The 18,819-nt window shown below is 63.2% G+C and carries 16 protein-coding genes; 6 read left to right on the forward strand and 10 right to left on the reverse strand.

Annotated elements, in window-relative coordinates; genetic code table 11:
• Window positions 1-111: 111 nt before the first annotated feature.
• The 8 genes from QM996_RS12660 to QM996_RS12695 form a co-directional block, all read right to left on the reverse strand.
• Window positions 112-780 (reverse strand): HAD family hydrolase, encoded by a 669-nt coding sequence (locus tag QM996_RS12660; protein WP_500267783.1) that lies wholly within the window; start codon window positions 778-780, stop codon window positions 112-114.
• A gap of 99 nt (window positions 781-879) precedes the next feature.
• Window positions 880-2,364 carry a mannitol dehydrogenase family protein gene (locus QM996_RS12665; protein ID WP_500267784.1) on the reverse strand — a complete coding sequence of 495 codons (1,485 nt, stop codon included), beginning with the start codon at window positions 2,362-2,364 and terminating at the stop codon, window positions 880-882.
• Between the two features lie 40 nt (window positions 2,365-2,404).
• Window positions 2,405-3,178, reverse strand: coding sequence for a sugar alcohol dehydrogenase (locus QM996_RS12670; RefSeq protein WP_500267785.1), 774 nt, complete (start codon window positions 3,176-3,178; stop codon window positions 2,405-2,407).
• The gene (locus QM996_RS12675; RefSeq protein ID WP_500267786.1) at window positions 3,175-4,176 is read right to left on the reverse strand and encodes an ABC transporter ATP-binding protein; all 1,002 of its coding nucleotides are present in this window, start codon (window positions 4,174-4,176) and stop codon (window positions 3,175-3,177) included. The genes QM996_RS12670 and QM996_RS12675 overlap by 4 nt, the downstream gene beginning before the upstream one ends.
• Before the next feature lie 11 nt (window positions 4,177-4,187).
• Entirely contained in the window at window positions 4,188-5,018 is an 831-nt protein-coding gene (locus QM996_RS12680) for a carbohydrate ABC transporter permease (RefSeq protein ID WP_500267787.1), read from the reverse strand.
• A 5-nt stretch (window positions 5,019-5,023) separates the two neighbouring features.
• Window positions 5,024-5,896, reverse strand: a complete 873-nt coding sequence (locus QM996_RS12685) for a carbohydrate ABC transporter permease (protein WP_500267788.1) — start codon at window positions 5,894-5,896, stop codon at window positions 5,024-5,026.
• A 148-nt stretch (window positions 5,897-6,044) separates the two neighbouring features.
• Window positions 6,045-7,355, reverse strand: a complete 1,311-nt coding sequence (locus QM996_RS12690; protein ID WP_500267789.1) for an ABC transporter substrate-binding protein — start codon at window positions 7,353-7,355, stop codon at window positions 6,045-6,047.
• A gap of 198 nt (window positions 7,356-7,553) precedes the next feature.
• Window positions 7,554-8,507: a sugar-binding transcriptional regulator gene (locus QM996_RS12695; RefSeq protein WP_500267790.1), complete on the reverse strand. Its 954-nt coding sequence runs from the start codon at window positions 8,505-8,507 to the stop codon at window positions 7,554-7,556.
• Between the two features lie 260 nt (window positions 8,508-8,767).
• Between QM996_RS12695 and QM996_RS12700 the strand changes: the two genes are divergently transcribed.
• Both QM996_RS12700 and preA read left to right on the forward strand, forming a co-directional pair.
• Window positions 8,768-10,129, forward strand: coding sequence for an NAD(P)-dependent oxidoreductase (locus QM996_RS12700; protein ID WP_500267791.1), 1,362 nt, complete (start codon window positions 8,768-8,770; stop codon window positions 10,127-10,129).
• A gap of 19 nt (window positions 10,130-10,148) precedes the next feature.
• Window positions 10,149-11,462 carry an NAD-dependent dihydropyrimidine dehydrogenase subunit PreA gene (gene preA, locus QM996_RS12705; RefSeq protein WP_500267792.1) on the forward strand — a complete coding sequence of 438 codons (1,314 nt, stop codon included), beginning with the start codon at window positions 10,149-10,151 and terminating at the stop codon, window positions 11,460-11,462.
• 87 nt (window positions 11,463-11,549) lie between these two features.
• Here preA and QM996_RS12710 read toward each other — a convergent pair whose 3' ends face one another.
• Window positions 11,550-12,572, reverse strand: a complete 1,023-nt coding sequence (locus QM996_RS12710; RefSeq protein WP_500267793.1) for a zinc-dependent alcohol dehydrogenase family protein — start codon at window positions 12,570-12,572, stop codon at window positions 11,550-11,552.
• A gap of 106 nt (window positions 12,573-12,678) precedes the next feature.
• Between QM996_RS12710 and QM996_RS12715 the strand changes: the two genes are divergently transcribed.
• From QM996_RS12715 to QM996_RS12725, 3 genes are all read left to right on the forward strand, one after another.
• On the forward strand, window positions 12,679-13,578 hold the full coding sequence (locus QM996_RS12715) for a LysR family transcriptional regulator (protein WP_500267794.1): 900 nt from the start codon (window positions 12,679-12,681) through the stop codon (window positions 13,576-13,578).
• A gap of 377 nt (window positions 13,579-13,955) precedes the next feature.
• Window positions 13,956-15,632, forward strand: coding sequence for an adenylate/guanylate cyclase domain-containing protein (locus QM996_RS12720; RefSeq protein ID WP_500267795.1), 1,677 nt, complete (start codon window positions 13,956-13,958; stop codon window positions 15,630-15,632).
• A 37-nt stretch (window positions 15,633-15,669) separates the two neighbouring features.
• Entirely contained in the window at window positions 15,670-16,599 is a 930-nt protein-coding gene (locus QM996_RS12725; RefSeq protein WP_500267796.1) for a DMT family transporter, read from the forward strand.
• Between the two features lie 16 nt (window positions 16,600-16,615).
• Here QM996_RS12725 and rutR read toward each other — a convergent pair whose 3' ends face one another.
• The gene (rutR, locus tag QM996_RS12730) at window positions 16,616-17,269 is read right to left on the reverse strand and encodes an HTH-type transcriptional regulator RutR (RefSeq protein ID WP_500267797.1); all 654 of its coding nucleotides are present in this window, start codon (window positions 17,267-17,269) and stop codon (window positions 16,616-16,618) included.
• 283 nt (window positions 17,270-17,552) lie between these two features.
• Here rutR and QM996_RS12735 point away from each other — a divergent pair, with 283 nt between their 5' ends.
• Entirely contained in the window at window positions 17,553-18,803 is a 1,251-nt protein-coding gene (locus QM996_RS12735; RefSeq protein ID WP_500267798.1) for a Zn-dependent hydrolase, read from the forward strand.
• Window positions 18,804-18,819: the final 16 nt, after the last annotated feature.

The following is an 18,819-nucleotide window of genomic DNA, read 5'->3' on the forward strand; positions in this document are numbered from 1 at the left end:
CATGTTTTCTTTGATCGTCTCCGATTAAGGACAAAAACATGCAGCACTTCAAAATGCTACAGCGACCTTTACGCGCCTGATAAGACGCGCGGCGCTGTAGTTCCGTCCCTGCTATCGGCCGACAAATTGTAACAATTCGCCCATGTCGTCAAACAGCACGTCGGGGCTGAGGTCGGAGAGACTTTGCCGATGCTTGTCCGTGCGCGCGTGGCTGCCGCCGGCAAAGGCGAAGACGCGCATGCCCGCCGCCTTCGCCGCTTCGATGCCCGCCGGACTGTCCTCGACGACGACGCAATCCTTGGGCGCGAAACCCATTTCGCGGCTCGCATGCAGGAAGAGATCAGGCGCCGGCTTGCCGTGTTTGACCATGGTGGCGGAGAAGATGTTGGGCTCGAAGAGATCGATGAGGCCGGTGACGGTCAGCGACAGGCGAATGCGTTCCGGCTGGCTGGACGAGGCAACGCAGCACGCGCTTTCGAGCCCCTCGACGGCTTGGCGAATGCCTGCAATTGGCTGCAGTTCCGAACGAAAGCGATCGTAGAGGCGAAGGCGCATGCCCTCGAGGAACGCGTCGTCGGTGGCGAGCCCGTATTCGTCGTGCAGGATCGCCGACATGCTTTTCAGGCTGCGCCCGAGAAAGCGTTCCGTCGCCTCCTCGGTGGTCATCGAAACGCCGGCGGCCGAGAGCACGTCCACCAGCACTTCCAGCGAGATTGGCTCGCTATCGACGAGCACCCCGTCGCAATCGAAGATCACCAGCCCGGACGCCGCATCCGCCATAACACCCTACCCCTTACAGCGACGCGCATCACGCAAAGCCCGCCGTAACGCTTTGAATTGGCGCATAATTCGCCCTTGCATCGAATCCGATCCAAGGAATTATGCGGTAAGCTTCTCGTCCAGATAAAGCTGGAGCGTAGCGCGCGTACCCTTTTCCCAGAGCGTTTTCAATGCATGAGCGAAGCGGCGGCGGAAGAGATCGGAGCGCGCGACATCGCCGAAAATATCGCCGAGCGCCAGGAAGGCCATCGGATCGTCCTTGGCGGCCAGTGCCGCCTTGTTCAGCCGGTCGGCGCTCTGGTCGTTGAAGACGATCGTCTTGCCGCTGTCAGACGTGCCGGCGAAATAGCGGCACCAGAGCGCCGAAACCAGCGATAGCCCGACGACGTCCTCGCCGCGCGCCAGCCGATCGGCGGTCGAGGGCAGGATGAATTTCGGCTGCCGGTTGGAGCCGTCCTGCGCCAGCCGCGGGATCGTGTCGCCGATCTTCGGATTGGAGAAGCGCGTCTCGATCAGCTTGTAGTAATCGCCGAGATCAGTATTCGGCACCGGCGGAATGACCGGAATGATCTCGTCATGTTCGAGCTTGGCAAGGAAGGCGCGGATCAGCGGTTCCTCCATCGCCTCATGTACGAAATGGATGTCGAGCAAGGCGGCCGGATAGGCGATCGCCGCATGACCGCCGTTGAGGATGCGGATCTTCATGTGCTCGTAGGGTGCAACGTCAGGCACGAACTGGACGCCCACCTTCTCCAGCGCCGGGCGGCCGAGCGGGAAATGATCCTCCAGCACCCATTGCTTGAATTCCTCGCAAAACACCGGCCAGGCATCCTCGATGCCGTATTCGTCGGCGACGATGCCGATCTCGCGTGCGCCGGTTGCCGGTGTGATCCGGTCCACCATGCCGTTCGGGAAAGCGACATTGGCGTCGATCCAATCGGCGAAGGCCGGGTCGAAGAGACGCGCGAGGCCGGCGACCGCCGCATGCGTGACCTCGCCATTGCCCGGAATATTGTCGCAGGACATCACCGTGAAGGGCGGCACGTTCTTGTCCCTGCGCGCTTTCAGCCCGGCAACGATCAGCCCGAACACGGTCTTCGGAGCCGCCGGGTTCTGCGCGTCGGCAACGATTGCCGGATGGGTCGGGTTGAACACGCCCGAGGCCGGATCGATGAAATAGCCACCTTCGGTGATCGTCAGCGACACGATACGGATCGCCGGATCGGTGAGTTTCGCAACGATCGCCTGGATGTCGCCGGGTTCGAGATAGTCGATCATCGCGCCGGTGACATGGGCGCCGGTGCGGTTGTTGTCCTGCTCCACCACCGTCGTCAGGAAATCCTGCTCAGCAAGCTTGGTGCGCATCGCCGCATCGGAGGCAAGCACGCCGGCCCCGATGATGGCCCAGTCCAGGTCGTGTCCGGCATTGAAGAGATCATCGAGATAGACGGCCTGGTGCGCCCTGTGGAAGTTGCCGACGCCGAAATGCACGATACCCGCCGTCAGTTGCGACCGGTCGTAGTTCGGCACGCCGGCCTTGGCCTTGATCGTATCGAGGGCGGCAAGTGAGAGTTTGGTCGTCATGGTCTCGTATCCTTTCGAGGCCTTGCCTGCGTGCACAGGCTCAGCTCATCCAGTTGCCGCCGTCGACGTTGTAGGTCTGCGAAACGACGTAGTCGCTCTCCGCCGAAGCAAGGAAGATCGCCATTCCGGTGAGATCCTCGGCCGTTCCCATCCGGCCGAAGGGCACCTCGGCGCCGACCAGTTTCTTCTTTTCGCCGAGCGGGCGGTTCTCGTATTTGGCAAACAGCGCATCGACGCCGTCCCAGTGCTCGCCATCGACCACACCGGGCGCGATCGCGTTGACGTTGATGCCATGCTTAATGAGGTTGAGGCCGGCCGACTGGGTGAGGCTGATGACCGCCGCCTTGGTGGCGCAATAGATCGCGACCAGCGCTTCGCCGCGGCGTCCCGCCTGGCTCGCCATGTTGATGATCTTGCCGCCCCGCCCTTGCGCGATCATCTGCTTTGCCGCCGCCTGCAGGGTGAACAAGGTGCCGGCGACGTTGATCGAAAACAGCCGGTCATAGCTTTCGCGGGTGATCTCGACGATCGGCGCGAGGTCGAAGAGCGCCGCATTGTTGACGAGGATGTCGAGCCCGCCGGCTTGCTTGACGACCGCCGCGATCGCCGCATCGATCGATGCCTGCTGCGTCACGTCCATCTCGACCGCATAGGCACCCACGCCGATCTCGGACACCGTCTGCCGCGCCCGATCGATGTTGATGTCGGCGATCGCGACCGTGGCGCCTTCGCGGATATAGGCCTCGGCGAAGGCACGGCCGATCCCCCGCGCAGACCCGGTGATCAGCGCGCTTTTTCCTTCGAGCCGTCTCATCGGATTGCCAGCCCCTTGTCGTCGAACCTGTGGACGCGCTGCGGATCCGGCGTCAGGAACACGCGATCGCCATGGGTCACGGCGAAATCGCCGCTGACCCGCGCCGTCACCGTGCCGATGCCGTCGACGTTGACATGCAGGAAGGTGTCAGAGCCAAGATGTTCGGCAACGCCGACCGTGCCCTGCCAGGTGCCGCTGTCCTTGGAGAGCGCCAGGTGCTCGGGGCGGACTCCCATCGTATGCGCCTGATAGGCGGACGCTGGGGCACCGCTTACGAAGTTCATGCGCGGCGAGCCGATGAAGCCGGCGACGAACAGGTTGTCCGGTCGATGGTAGAGCTCAAGCGGCGAGCCGACCTGCTCGATGCGACCGCGGTTCAGCACCACGATCTTGTCGGCCATGGTCATGGCCTCCACCTGGTCGTGGGTGACGTAGATCATCGTCGTCTTCAGGTCCTGGTGCAGCTGGCTGATTTCCAGCCGCATGTTGACGCGCAGCGCCGCATCGAGGTTCGACAGCGGCTCGTCGAACAGGAAGGCCTTCGGCTGGCGCACGATCGCCCGGCCGATCGCGACACGCTGGCGCTGGCCGCCGGAAAGCTGGCGCGGCTTGCGGTCGAGATAATCGGTGAGGTTCAGCACGCGGGCCGCATCCGACACCTTCTTGTCGATGACGGCCTTGTCCTCGCCCGCCATCTTCAGGGGAAAGGCGATGTTCGACCGCACGCTCATATGGGGATAGAGCGCATAGGACTGGAACACCATCGAGAGGCCCCGCTGCGCCGGCGGCAGTTCGGTGGCGTTTTTGCCGTCGATGACGATGTCGCCGTCACTGACGTCTTCGAGGCCGGCGATCAGCCTCAAGAGCGTCGATTTTCCGCAACCCGACGGTCCGACGAAGACGACGAATTCGCCATTGTTGATGTCGAGGTCGATCGAGGGGATGACGGCATGGGCGCCGAAAACCTTCGAAACCTTGCTGAGTGTAATGCTTCCCATTGTCGTGTCCCTTATTTGACCGCGCCGAAGGTGAGGCCGCGTACGAGCTGCTTCTGCGAGAACCAGCCGAGTATGAGGATGGGGGCGATCGCCATGGTCGAGGCGGCCGAGAGCTTGGCGTAGAACAGGCCTTCGGGGCTCGAATAGGAGGCGATGAAGGCCGTCAGCGGCGCGGCTTTCGCGGCGCTGAGATTCAGTGTCCAGAACGCCTCGTTCCAGGAGAGGATGATGTTGAGCAGCAGCGTCGAGGCGATGCCGGGGATCGCCATGGGCGTCAGCACGTAGATGATCTCCTTGGAGAGCGAGGCGCCGTCCATGCGGGCGGCCTCCAGGATCTCGCCGGGGATCTCCTTGAAATAGGTGTAGAGCATCCAGATGATGATCGGCAGGTTGATCAGCGTCAGCACGATCACCAGGCCGGTGCGGGTATCGAGCAGGCCGGTGTTGCGGAACATCAGATACATCGGCACCAGCACGCCGACCGACGGCATCATCTTGGTGGAGAGCATCCACATCAGGACGTCCTTGGTGCGCTTGGTCGGCGAGAACGCCATCGCCCAGGCGGACGGAATGGCGATGACCAGGCCGATCAGCGTCGAGCCGAAGGAGACGACGATCGAGTTCATGAAGTGCAGGAAATAGTTCGAGCGGCTCTGCACCTCATGATAGTTCTCCGTCGTCCAGTCGAAGAACAGCAGCGACGGCGGCGAAGCGATCGCTTCGGCCTCGGTCTTGAAACTCGTCAGGAACGTCCAGAGGATCGGGAAGAAGATCAGGATGCCGATCGTCCAGGCGACGACCGTGACGACGATCTTTCGTTGGGTGGAGACGTTGCGTGCCATGGTTCTCAAGCCTCCAGCGTCTTGCCAATCATGCGCATCAGGAAGAATGCGACGATGTTGGCGAGGATGACCGCGATGATGCCGCCGGCCGATGCGCCGCCCACGTCGAATTGCAGCAGTGCCTGCGCATAGACGAGGAAGGTCAGATTGGTGCTCTGCGTGCCCGGCCCGCCATTGGTGGTCACCAGGATCTCGGCGAAGACCGAGAGCAGGAAGATCGTCTGGATGAGGATGACGACCGTGATCGCGCGGGAAAGATGCGGCAGCACCAGATAGATGAAACGGCTCCAGGCGCCGGCGCCGTCCATCTGCGCCGCTTCCTTCTGCTCCTCGTCGAGCGACTGCAGCGCCGTCAACAGGATCAGCGTCGCAAAGGGCAGCCATTGCCAGGCGACAATGAGGATCACCGACAGCAGCGGCGCATTGGCGAGAAAATCGAAAGGCTGCAGCCCGAAGAGCTTGGCAATCCAGGCAAAGAGCCCGTTGACTGGGTTCATGAACATGTTCTTCCAGACGAGCGCCGCCACGGTGGGCATGATCAGGAAGGGTGCGATCACCAGGATGCGCACGATCCCCTGCCCGAACATCGGCTGGTCGAGCAGCAGCGCCAGCGCGATGCCGCCAATGACGGTGATGAACAGGACGCCGAGCACGATCGCCAGCGTGTTGAAGATCGCCTGGAAGAAGGCGGGATCGGTCAGGAAATATTTGTAGTTCGAGAAGCCGGCAAACTCTTCCATTCCCGGCATCAGAAGATTGTAGCGCAGGAACGAGAAGTAGATCGTCATGGCCAGGGGAACGATCATCCAGGCCAGAAGCAAAAGCACCGAGGGCGCGATCATCAGCCGCGCGGCGGAGCGGGTGTGCAAGGTCGCCATGGCGTCCCCCAATGATGGAATTCAACGCTGTTTCGAGAGCTCGGACCAGGCGCGGGCTTGCCACGCGCCTGCCTCCAGGCGCTGGCCTGAAGGAGAATTACCGGGGCGCCGGCCATTTGCGGCCGGCACCCCGGGGCCCTTGGGAGCCCTATTTGATGTAGCCGGCCTTGGTCATCTCACGCTCGGTGAGCTTCTGGGCACTGGCAAGCGCCTGGTCGACGCTCATCTGCCCTGCAAGCGCTGCCGAGAACTGCTGGCCAACGGCCGTGCCGAGACCCTGGAATTCCGGGATCGCCACGAACTGCACGCCGACATAGGGAACCGGCTTGACCGCCGGGTTCTTCGGGTCGGCCGCGTTGATCGAGTCGAGCGTCATCTTCGCGAACGGCGCCGCCTTCTGGTACTCGGGGTTCTCGTAGAGCGAGGTGCGCGTGCCCGGAGGCACATTGGCCCAGCCTTCCTTGTCGGCGACGAGCTTCAGATAGTCCTTGCCGGTCGCCCAGGCGATGAACTTCTCTGCCGCCTCGACCTTCTGCGAGCCTGCGGGGATTGCGAGGTTCCAGGCCCAGAGCCAGTTGCCGCGCTTGCCGAGCCCGGTGTCCGGAGCGAGCGCGAAGCCCACCTTGTCGGCAACCGTCGATTCCTTCGGGTTGGTGACGAAGGAAGCGGCCACCGTCGCATCGATCCACATGCCGCACTTGCCGGTCTGGAACAGCGACAGGTTCTCGTTGAAGCCGTTGGAGGAAGCGCCGGGCGGGCCAGCGTCGTTCATCAGCTTGACGTAGAAGTCGAGTGCGTTCTTCCATTCCGGCTGGTCGAACTGCGGCTTCCAGTTCTCGTCGAACCAGCGGGCGCCGAAGGCGTTCGCGGTCGCCGTCAGGAAGGCCATGTTCTCGCCCCAGCCTGCCTTGCCGCGCAGGCAGATGCCGTAGACCTCGTTGCCTTTGTCGGTGATCTTGCGCGCGGCGTCAGCGATGAAGTCCCAGGTCGGCGCGTCGGGCATCGTCAGCCCCGCCTTCTCGAACAGGTCCTTGCGATACATCACCATCGAGCTCTCACCATAGAACGGCGCGGCATAGAGCTTGCCGTCGATGGTGAGACCGGAGCGGATCGCCGGCAGGAGATCGTCGATATCGTAGTCGGCGCCGAGATTGTCGAGCGGCAGCAGCCAGCCCTGCTTCGCCCAGATCGGCACTTCATAGGTGCCGATCGTCATGATGTCGTATTGGCCGCCCTTGGTGGCGATGTCGGTCGTCACGCGCTGGCGCAGCACGTTTTCCTCGAGCGTTACCCACTCGAGCTGAATGTCCGGATTCTTGGACGTGAAATCCTCCGTCAGCTTCTGCATCCGGATCATGTCGCCGTTGTTCACGGTCGCAATCGTCAGGGTTTCTGCTTGGGCCAGACCCGACAGCGCGACTGCCGAGCACGTGCCCAGCAGGAAAGTTCTCAAGTTCATCGACTTCCTCCCAGAAGAATTGAGCATTTGCCTCGCTCATGAGCAATTACTCACTTCTCATGACAAAATGTCAATGCGCAATCGTTGCTGCGTTGCACACAGAAACATTAGAGGGTTGTTTTGATTGCCGATTTTTTCTTTACGCAAATGCGAAAGGCCGGCGCATCGGCCGGCCTTTTCAAACGTTTCGTATTGCGATCAGGCGTTGAGTAGGTAGCTCGCCGTCGCCTCATCGGTGATGAGACCGTTGATGATTCCACCTTTCACGGCCGCTCTCAGCGCTTCGTATTTGCGCCGTCCCTTGGCGAGGCCGATGACCGACGCCTTGTCCCGCGATGGAAGCGGCACCGATGCGACGCGCTCGTTGAAGCTTCCCGAAAGCAAGGCGCCGTCATGGTCGAACATCCAGCCGCAGATCTCGCCGGCGGCGCCAGCCTTGGTGAGCTCGGCCATCTCGTCCTGCGCCAGGAAGCCGTCCTGGCAGAGCGGTGCGTCCGGGCCGAGTTCACCGACGCCGACGAAGGCGACATTGGCTTCTGCCCCGAGTCTCAGCGCCACCTGCACCAGGCTCTGGCTGTGCAGCACTTCCCGCTCCTCCGGCGAGGAGGCAAGAACCGGCAACGGCATGGGAAAATGCCGGGCCTTGACCGCATCGGCCATGCTGAAGATGACGTTGTAATAGGCGGCCGAACCGTCGAGGCCGATATTGCCGGTGAGCGACACGATGCGGTGCTGCGGACATTCCATCGGCGGCAACTGGTCGACGGCCGCTTTCAATGTGCGGCCGGTGCCGATTGCCAGCACCTGCGGCTCGGGCGACTTCAGCCAGCGCTCGATTTCGGCAGCACCCGCCTCGGCGATGCCGACGATCGTCGAGGTCGAGCCGGGGTCGCTCGGCACCACCTCCACATGTTTGAGCCCATATCGGTCGCGCAGCCCCGCTGCCGCCTCCAGACAGGCGGCGATCGGATGGTCGAGCCGAACCTTGATCAGGCGCTCGGACATGGCGAGCGAAACCAGCCGCTGCGCCGATTGGCGCGAGATTCCCATGACGGTCGCGATCTCGTCCTGGGTGCGGCCGGCGACGTAGTATAGCCAGCCCGCACGGGCAGCATCATCAAGCCTGTTGTTCGCCTCGCCCCTGCGTGCCATGCCTATTCTACCGATCCTCATAAGTAGAGCGGGATGCGGGCGGAAAGCCACTCACACTTTTCCTCATCCCGCTCCAGTTTGCTGCCACTATTTGCCCTGCCCTGTCAAACGGAGCCTCGGAACAACACGGGGCGGCAAGCCTGGCCGAAGGCCGGGATCACAAGGGATCCGGGCCCGTTCGACGTCAAACTTTTACCGTTTGATAAAAAAATAAAGCGTGTTACCGTTCCATCATCCTGAGAAAACATTGGGAGCCAAAAATGGGAACGACACAATCTGGGATCCTCGGCGGCCGCCTGCCGCTCGGGGAGTACGAGAGCAATTTCTCCGACCTCCATCCGCCGCTCGACAAGCACGAGGCCCTCGTCGCTTCCGACCGCTGTTACTTCTGTCATGACGCGCCGTGCATGACGGCCTGTCCCACCTCCATCGATATCCCGCTGTTCATTCGGCAGATATCGACCGGAAACCCGATCGGATCGGCCAAGACGATCTTCGACCAGAACATCCTGGGCGGCATGTGCGCCCGCGTCTGTCCCACCGAAACACTCTGCGAACAGGCCTGCGTTCGCAACACCGCCGAGGAGCGCCCGGTCGAGATCGGCCGCCTGCAGCGCTATGCGACCGACGTGGCGATGAAGGAGAACAAGCAGTTCTATACCCGCGCCGCCTCCTCCGGCCGCAAGGTCGCCGTCGTCGGGGCCGGCCCGGCAGGACTTGCGGCCGCCCATCGGCTCGCCGTCAAGGGCCACGACGTCGTGATCTACGACGCCCGCCCGAAATCGGGCGGCCTCAACGAATACGGCATCGCCGCCTACAAGTCGGTCGACGACTTCGCCCAGAAGGAAGTCGACTACGTGCTGTCGATCGGCGGCATCGAGGTGCGCAATGGCCAGGCACTCGGCCGTGATTTCACCCTCGCCGAACTTCAGGAACAATATGACGCCGTCTTCCTCGGTCTCGGCCTTGCCGGCGTCAACGCGCTGCGCCTCGAAGGCGAAAATGCCGAAGGGGTCGAGGACGCCGTCGATTTCATCGCGGCCCTTCGCCAGTCGAAGACCAAGGCCGATATCCCTGTCGGCCGCCGCGTCGTCGTTCTCGGCGGAGGCATGACCGCGATCGACGCGGCGGTTCAGGCGAAGCTGCTCGGCGCCGAAGAGGTGACGATCTGCTATCGCCGCGGCAAGGAGCACATGAACGCTTCCGAGTTCGAGCAGGATCTGGCCGCCTCCAAGGGCGTCACCATCCGCCACTGGCTGCAGCCGAAACGCATTGCCGAGAAGGACGGCAAGGTCGCCGGCATCGAGCTGGAATACACGACGCTCGAAGACGGAAAGCTGACGGCGACGGGCGAAACCGGTATCATTGCCGCCGACCAGATCTTCAAGGCGATCGGCCAGAGCTTCCTCGGAAGCGGCCTCGGCGCCCTGAAGCTCGAAGGCAGCCGTATCGTCACTGATGCCGAAGGGCGTACCTCGATCGAGAACGTCTGGGCCGGCGGCGACTGCGTGCTGGGCGGCGAAGACCTGACGGTCTCGGCCGTTGCCATGGGCCGCGATGCCGCTGAATCGATCAACCGGGCCTTCGCCGCGGCCGCGCCGCGCGCGAGCGCAGTTGCCTAAGGATCGGGAGGAGAAACCAATGGCTGATCTTCGCAACAATTTCGTCGGCATCAAATCCCCGAACCCGTTCTGGCTGGCATCCGCCCCGCCCACGGACAAGGCCTATAACGTCGAGCGCGCCTTCAAGGCGGGCTGGGGCGGCGTCGTCTGGAAGACGCTCGGCGAGGAAGGACCGCCGGTCGTTAACGTCAACGGACCGCGCTACGGTGCGATCTGGGGCGCCGACCGCCGGCTGCTGGGCTTGAACAACATCGAGCTCATCACCGACCGCGACCTCTATGTGAACCTGCGCGAGATGAAGCAGGTGAAGATGAACTGGCCGGACCGGGCATTGATCGCCTCGATCATGGTGCCCTGTGAGGAAGAGGCATGGAAGGCGATCCTGCCGCTCGTCGAGGAAACGGGCGCCGACGGCATCGAACTCAACTTCGGCTGCCCGCACGGCATGTCCGAGCGCGGCATGGGCTCGGCGGTCGGACAGGTGCCTGAGTACATCGAGATGGTCGTGCGCTGGTGCAAGCAGTACACCCGTATGCCCGTCATCACCAAGCTGACGCCGAATATCACTGACATCCGCAAGCCCGCACGCGCCGCCAAGGCCGGCGGAACCGACGCCGTGTCGCTGATCAACACGATCAACTCGATCGTCTCCGTCGATCTCGACAACTTCGCCCCGAACCCGACGGTTGGCGGCAAGGGGACCCACGGCGGCTATTGCGGCCCGGCGGTCAAGCCGATCGCGCTCAACATGGTCGCCGAGATCGCCCGCGATCCGGAAACCTACGGCCTGCCGATCTCGGGCATCGGCGGGGTCACCACCTGGCGCGACGCGGCCGAATTCCTGGTGCTTGGCGCCGGCAACGTCCAGGTCTGCACCGCCGCCATGACCTACGGCTTCAAGATCGTCCAGGAGATGATCTCCGGCCTCTCCGACTGGATGGATGCCAAGGGCCACCGCACGCTCGACGATATCACCGGCCGCGCGGTTCCGAATGTCACCGACTGGCAGTATCTGAACCTCAACTACATCGCCAAGGCGAAGATCGACCAGGATGCCTGCATCAAGTGCGGTCGATGCCACATCGCCTGCGAGGATACCTCGCACCAGGCGATCACCCAGTTCGTCAACGGCGTGCGCCACTTCGAGGTGATGGAAGACGAGTGCGTCGGCTGCAACCTCTGCGTCAACGTCTGTCCCGTCGAGAACTGCATCACCATGGAAGAGCTTCCGGCCGGCACGATCGATCAGCGCACCGGCAAGCCGGTTGATCCGAACTACGCCAACTGGACGACCCACCCGAACAATCCGATGGCCCGCCAGGCCGCCGAGTGAGGAAGCCAGCGCGCGATCCGCTCGGATCTCGCCTCACCCAGTGAAGACGCCGCCGGATCAGCAATCCGGCGGCGTTGTCTTTCGGTTCTAGAACTCGACGACCACCTTTCCGAACGGCCCGCGGTCGAGATGCGCCAGCGCCACACGCAACTCTGCGAACCGGTAGCGGGCATCGATGACCGGCTTGATGCCCGTCCGGTCGATGGCGGCGACCAGATCTTCCAACGCCCGGCGATGGCCGACGCCGATGCCCTGAATGACCGGCGACTTCAGCAGCACGAACGGCGCCGGCGCAGAGATCTCGCCGCCTTCGAGCACGCCGATCACCGAGATCCGCCCCTGCACGGCCACCGCCTGCAGCGATTTGCCGAGATTGGCGCCCCCGGCAAGCTCCAGAATGTGGTCGGCGCCGTGGTCGCCGGTGATCTCGAGAACACGCTCCGCCCAATCCTCTTTCACGCGATCAATGCCATGGTCGGCGCCGAGAGCGAGGGCGCGCTCGAGCTTGTCCTGACTGGCTGAGGTCACGATGACTTCAGCCCCATGCGCCTTGGCGATCTGCAGGCCGAACAGCGAAACACCGCCGGTCCCCTGCACCACGACGCGATCGCCGACCTTCAGGTGGCCCTTCTCGACCAGCGCGAACCAGGCGGTCACCCCGGCGCAGGGCAAGGTGCTCGCCTCGCCATCGTCGAGGCTCTCGGGTGCCTTCACGAACCAGTTTTCCGGGAAGGCAACATATTCGGAAGCGACGCCCGGGTTGAGGCCGCCGAGCGCAAACGAGGTCGGATGACGCGCAGTCCCCGGCTTCTGGCCGTCGATCCAGGTGGGATCGAAGACGGAAATCACGCGATCGCCCGGCTGGAAGCGGGTCACACCCCGGCCAACCGCCTCGACCATGCCGGCCATATCGGATCCCGGCACGAAGGGGAAGGCGAGCGGCATGCCCATGCCGTTCTCCAGCACGAGCTTGTCGCGGTAGTTGAGCGACAGGGCGGTCGTGCGAACCAGCACCTCGCCCGGGCCTGCCTCCGGAACACGCCGCTCGGTGACCTTCAGGTTCGATGCGCCGAACGCGTCGATCGTCCACGCCTTCATCAGCCTTGCCATGGTCTTTCCTTTCATCGGTTTGATCTGATGAAGAAACCATAGCGTTGAAACTATCTCTCCAGTTGCGATAAGATTTCGCCATATTGGTTCCGCAAAGGATACAAACATGAGCTACCTGAATGGGGTCTCGGTATTCGTGGAAGCGGCCGACGCCGGCGGGTTTTCTGCCGCCGCCGAAAGGCTCAACCTGTCGCGTTCGGCGGTCGGCAAGACCGTTGCCAAGCTGGAACAGCGGCTGGGCGTTCGCCTGTTCCATCGCACCACCCGGACGCAGAGCCTGACCGACGAGGGCCAACTGTTCTACGAAAACTGCCTGAGGGCGCTCAGCGAGATCCGGGCCGGCGAGGCGCTGCTGGAATCCGGCAAGCAGGAGATCCAGGGCCGTCTGCGCCTGTCGATGCCCGTGCATTTCGGCCGCCAATGCATCATGCCGCTGCTGTCGGAACTGCTGCGATTGCACCCGCGCCTGGAATTCGACCTCAACTTCAGCGATCGCAATGTCGACCTTGTCGAGGACGGTTTCGATCTTGCCATCCGCATCGGTCCACTGCGGGACGAACCGGAATTGATGATGCGCAAGCTTGCCGACCAGAGCATGACCGTGTGCGCCGCTTCGGCCTATCTTGAAGCAAACGGCACGCCCAAAACGATCGATGACCTGATGTCGCATCAGGCGATCCTCTATCGGCGCAGCGGGCAGCCGCTCGCCTGGTCCTTTCCGGTGAAGACCGGTCAGGTGCGGACCATCACGCCGCCGGCGCGGCTGCGGCTCGACGACCTGACGTCGATCGCCGACGTGGCGGCTGACGGCTTCGGCATCGCCTGGCTGCCGTGCTGGCTCGTCGGCAACCGCATCGCCTCCGGCTCGCTGGTGCGGATCCTCACCGACGCGCCGGCGTTGTCCTACGGTACCTATGCCGTCTGGCCGAAAACCCAATACATGCCGCCAAAGCTGCGCCTGCTCCTCGATACGCTTGCCGCGCGCTTGCCTGCCATGATGGAATGACGGCAACGAAACGAGTGCGGCTCGTTCCGGCATTGCCGCCGCAAATCTACCGCCGAAAGGCGTTCGGCATGCCGAGGGCGGCAGGCATGGACGTGGTTATCGATCCGCGACGCCAAGGCCGCCTCTACGATGACGAAGGCAACCCGCTCGAACCCCGGCAGGCGAATCCCGCTGAATAGCGTTCTCCGCTGATAACGAACAGGACACGAAAACGAAACAGATTGTGTAAAAATGGTAAGTTGTCGGCTCGCACGATCTGGATAATAAGGGAGAACTCATACGGAGTGCGCGACGCGTTCGATCAGGAACCGCTGCGCATGTTCCGACGGTTTTGACACTGCGGCCGGACGGTGCTCCGGCAGAGCCGGACCTGCTGTTTGACTTTCATTTCGGCCAACCGACGCAAGAGAATCCACCTCGTCTCCGGGGCCCTACTCGGTTCGTTCGTGGTGGCCCACTTCTTCAATCATTCACTCGGCCTGATCTCCATCGAGGCGATGGAGAGCGCCCGCAAGGCCTTCAATCTGGTCTGGCACAGCGTCCCCGGCACGGTGCTCCTCTACGGCGCCCTGCTGCTGCATTTCGCCATGGCGCTCGAAAGCATCTATCGCCGCCAGACGTTGAGGATGCCCGCGCGCGAAGCGCTGAAGATCGTCTTCGGCCTCTGCCTGCCCTTCCTGCTGATCGGCCACGTCAGCGCCGCGCGCATCGAACCGCTACTGACCGGTGTCGATGCCGATTACCCGAACATGCTGCGGCTGCTCTGGTCGAACTCGGTCAATGCCACCAGGCAATCGATCGCCCTGCTGCTCGTCTGGGGCCATGGCTGCCTCGGTGCCTGGTTCTGGATGCGCGGCCGGACCTGGTTCCCGCGCTATGAAATCCTGCTCTACACGGTCGCGATCCTCGTGCCGATCTTCGCCCTGCTCGGCTTCGTCAGCGGCGCCCGATCGATCGAGAGCGATTACGCCGAACATGGGGGCTACGGCGACAGGGCCTACACCAGGCCGGCAGTCGATCTCACGCTTCTCGAGGATATCCGCCTCGGTCTCTATCTCGGCTTCAGCGGGCTGATCGGCGGCACCTTCCTGTTGCGCGCCATGCCGAAAGGCGGCCGCATTCGCGTCCGCTATCCCGATGGCCGGGTCGCAACCGTCAATCTCGGTTTCAGCGTGCTCGAAGCGAGCCGCGCCGCAGGGATCCCGCACGTTTCGGTCTGTGGCGGCCGGGGGCGTTGCTCGACCTGCCGCGTGCGCGTCATCCAGGGATTGGAGGACCAGCCTGCTCCCGAGGACGCCGAGCTTGCGACGCTGACCCGGATCAGCGCGCCGGACAATGTGCGTCTCGCCTGCCAGTTCCGCCCTGTGCACAACGTGACCGTCGTGCCGATCCTCGACAGCGATAGCCTCGGCATCAAGAAGCAGCTCGGGCGCGAGGGCGGCGAAGGCCGGGAGCGACGGATTGCCGTGCTGTTCTGCGATCTGCGTGGCTTCACCAGCATTGCCGAACACAAGCTGCCCTTCGACACTGTGTTCCTGCTCAACCGCTACTTCGAAATGGTCGGCGAAGCAGTCGAGGATTCCGGCGGGGTCGTCGACAAGTTCATCGGCGACGGCGCGCTCGCGATCTTCGGCCTCAAGAGTTCCTACACCGAGGCCTGCCGGCAGTCGCTCGCCGCCGCCGTGCGGATATCCAAGGGCATCGAGACACTCAACCAGACCTTCCGCGGCGAGCTCGACGAACCGCTGCGCATCGCCATGGGGCTGCATGCCGGCCCCGCCATCATCGGCGAGATCGGCTATGGCCAGGCAACGTCGCTGACCGCCGTCGGCGACACGATCAATACCGCCAGCCGGCTCGAAGGCCTCGCCAAGGAACACGACGTGCAACTCGCCGTTTCCGCCGAACTCGTCAACCGCGCCGGTCTGGTGATCGAAGGACACGAACGGCTGGACATCAGCCTGCGCGGCCGGCAGGCGACGCTCGAAACCTGGATCGTTGCGGACGCCGCGCGCATCTCCGCGGCCTTGCAACCAACGCCATCAAACGCTTAGGTTGGGAGCCCCGCCCTCACACTCCCCGGAAGCTCGAATGAAGCAGGACGTGTCCCCGAAAACGGCTCATGAGGTTCACGCGAAAGGCATCGAGAAGCTCCGGGCACATCTGGCGATGCTGACCTTTGCCATCCTGATTGCCGGTTCCTTTTCCTTCGGCGGCCTCGCGACCCAGCACATGGGCGCAGGACCGCTGACGCTCTGGCGCTATCTGCTCACCGTCGTTGTGCTGGGGCTGATGACCTTCGGCTATGCGCGGGTGCCTTTCCATTTCCCCAAGCAATGGTGGCGCTTCCTGATCCTCGGCGGCCTGATCGCCGTCTACATGCTGACGATGTTCAAGGCGCTGGAGTTCACCAATCCGGTTTCGACCGGCGCGGTCTTCACCCTGATGCCGTTGCTCAGCGCCGGCTTCGCCTATCTGCTCCTCGGCCAGCGCACGCTCCCGGGCGTGCTTGCGGGTCTGATCATCGCGGCGCTCGGCGCCGTCTGGGTGATCTTCCGAGGCAATATCCAGGCGATCCTTGCCTTCGACGTCGGCCGGGGCGAGCTGATCTTCTTCGTCGGCGTCGTCTGCCATGCGGTTTATGTGCCACTGATCCGCAAATTCGGCCGCGAGGGGAGCCCCTTCGCCTTCGGCTTCTGGGTTGCGGTGTTCACCGTTCCTTGGCTGCTGGTTCCCGGCGGCGTCGGCCTCGTTACCACGGACTTTGCAAGCCTGCCTGCGGTCGTCTGGATCGCCGTCCTCTATCTCGCGGTGGTCACCACCGCGATCACCTTCCTGCTCCTGCAATACGCCTCGATGCGGCTGCCGGCGTCCAAAGTGCTCGGCTACGGCTACCTGACTCCGAGCTTCATCATTCTGCTCGAAGGCCTGCTCGGCCATGGCTGGACCAGCCTGCCGGTTCTCGCCGGCGCACTCACCACCGCCTGCGGCCTGCTGTTGATGGCGCTGCTGCCCGATTGAAAATAGGAGGAGCGGCTCAGGCCGCCGGCTGCTCGCTCACCTGCAGCCCGTCGACGAACAGCCGTTCGAGAAAGCGGGCCGCATCTTCGAACCGTCCGTCGCCGGCATTGCCCTGGCCGAGCACAGCGCGCACCTGCACGTCGAAGTCGGCATAGTGCTGGGTGGTCGACCAGATCGCGAAGATCAGGTGGTAGGGGTCGCATTTGGCGATCTTGCCGGCCTTGGCCCAGGCGCGGATCACCTCGGCCTTCTCGTCGACCAGCGCCTTCAACGGCCCCTTGAGTTCGTCCTCGATATGCGGCGCGCCCTGCAGCACCTCGTTGGCGAAGAGCCGGCTTTCACGCGGATAGTCGCGCGCCATTTCGAGCTTGCGCCGGATATAGCTGCGGATTTCGGCGACCGGATTTCCCTCGGCATTGAACTCGCGCAAGGGGTCGAGCCAGGTATCGAGCACCCGGTCGATCAGCGCCCGGTGCATCGCTTCCTTGGTACGGAAATAATAGAGCAGGTTCGGCTTCGACATGCCCGCCACTTCGGCGATCTGGTCGACCGTCGCGCCGCGGAAACCATTGGCCGAGAAGACTTCGAGCGCGGCTTCCAGGATGCGCTCTTCCTTCTCCTCCTGGATGCGTGTCCGCCTCTGGGTCTTCGCCGCTCTCGGTAATACCATCTGTCCCCCTGGCGATGCCCGCGCATTCGTTGCGCAGGAACCGGTCTGCCCAATTTCTGGCCCCGCCATCTTCTTGGGCAACAACTTCGTTTTTTTGTTTTTCCGGCTTGAGTGCCGCAACGGAAGTTGTAATGTTTACCAACCGGTCAAATTATCAGCCAGTTCACCGCCAAAGGCAACGGCTGATCGAAGGGCACCAGAAAAAACCAAGCCTGGATTTGACCACGGGAACAGGAGGGCACGCCACCTAGGACGTTGCCCTGAAAAAGATGAGGAGAGCGCCGTGGCTGCACCTGGCGAGAACATGCGCGTCAATGCCGACCGCCTGTGGGATTCACTTATGGAAATGGCCAAGATCGGCCCTGGTGTCGCCGGCGGCAACAACCGCCAGACGCTGACCGATGCGGACGCCGAAGGTCGCCGGTTGTTCGAGTCCTGGTGCGAGAAGGCTGGCCTCTCCATGGGCGTCGACAGCATGGGTAATATGTTCTTTACCCGCCCCGGCACCGACCCGGATGCCCTGCCCGTCTACGTCGGTTCGCATCTCGACACGCAGCCGACCGGCGGCAAGTTCGACGGCGTTCTCGGCGTACTCTCCGGCCTCGAAGTCGTGCGCTCGATGAACGACCTCGGCATCAAGACCAAGCACCCGGTCGTCGTCACCAATTGGACGAACGAGGAAGGCGCACGCTTCGCGCCGGCGATGCTTGCCTCCGGCGTCTTTGCCGGCGTCCACACCCAGGATTTCGCCTATGGCCGCAAGGATCCGGAAGGAAAAACCTTCGGCGATGAATTGAAGCGCATCGGCTGGGTCGGCGACGAAGAGGTCGGCGCCCGCAGGATGCACGCCTATTTCGAATACCACATCGAACAGGGACCGATCCTCGAAGCCGAGAACAAGGACATCGGCGTCGTCACCCACTGTCAGGGCCTCTGGTGGCTGGAATTCACGCTTACCGGACGCGAAGCCCATACCGGCTCCACTCCCATGAACATGCGCGTCAATGCCGGCCTTGCCATGGCCCGCATCATGGAAATGGTCCAGGGCGTTGCCATGGAGAACCAGCCGGGCGCCGTCGGCGGCGTCGGTCAGGTGGTCTTCTCTCCCAATTCCCGCAACGTGCTGCCCGGCAAGGTGGTCTTCACCGTCGATATCCGTTCGCCCGACAAGGCCAAGCTCGACCGCATGCGCGCCAAGATCGAGGCGGAAGCGCCAAAGATCACCGAACCGCTCGGTGTCGGCTGTTCCATCGAGGCGATCGGCCATTTCGAGCCGGTAACCTTCGATCCGAAACTGGTGAGCGCCGTGCGCAACGCCGCCGAACGTCTCGGCTACAGCCACATGAACATCATCTCGGGCGCCGGCCACGATGCCTGCTGGGCCGCCAAGGTGGCGCCGACGACGATGATCATGTGCCCCTGCGTCGGGGGCTTGAGCCACAACGAGGCCGAGGACATCTCCAAGGAGTGGGCCAGCGCCGGCGCCGACGTCCTCTTCCACGCCGTCGTCGAAACGGCCGAAATCGTCGAATGAGTTTGCGGGCGGGACG

It is taken from the genome of Sinorhizobium chiapasense, assembly GCF_045277575.1.
Classification (GTDB): Bacteria; Pseudomonadota; Alphaproteobacteria; order Rhizobiales; family Rhizobiaceae; genus Ensifer; species Ensifer chiapasense_A.